Origin of the sequence: Paraburkholderia sp. SIMBA_054 (assembly GCF_046534875.1) — a bacterium.
Lineage (GTDB): Bacteria > Pseudomonadota > Gammaproteobacteria > Burkholderiales > Burkholderiaceae > Paraburkholderia > Paraburkholderia hospita.
The window spans coordinates 1-255 of sequence record NZ_JAWRXV010001180.1 but is presented as its reverse complement, the minus strand read 5'-3'; the positions used below and the strand labels follow the sequence as shown (position 1 = coordinate 255).

The window sequence follows — 255 nt, the reverse complement described above, 5'->3', positions numbered from 1 at the left end:
CTGCGCCAACGGGCGGTCGCCCTGGGGTGGTCCGAGGACCGCATTATTGTGATCGATAGCGACCTCGGCCAGTCCGGCGCGTCATCGGCGGACCGCGAAGGCTTCCAGCGCCTGGTCGCCGAAGTCGGCGTGGGTCACGCCGGCATCGTGCTTGGACTGGAAGTATCGCGCCTGGCGCGCAACTCCACCGACTGGCACCGGCTGCTCGAGATCTGCGCAATCACCGACACCTTGATCCTTGATTAATGTCGAGCA

1 protein-coding gene is annotated in these 255 nt (G+C 65.1%); it reads left to right on the top strand.

Annotated elements, in window-relative coordinates; translation table 11 throughout:
* Positions 1-246: recombinase family protein (locus SB822_RS58855; RefSeq protein ID WP_410859343.1), on the top strand; the 246-nt coding region annotated here is incomplete at its 5' end.
* Positions 247-255: the final 9 nt, after the last annotated feature.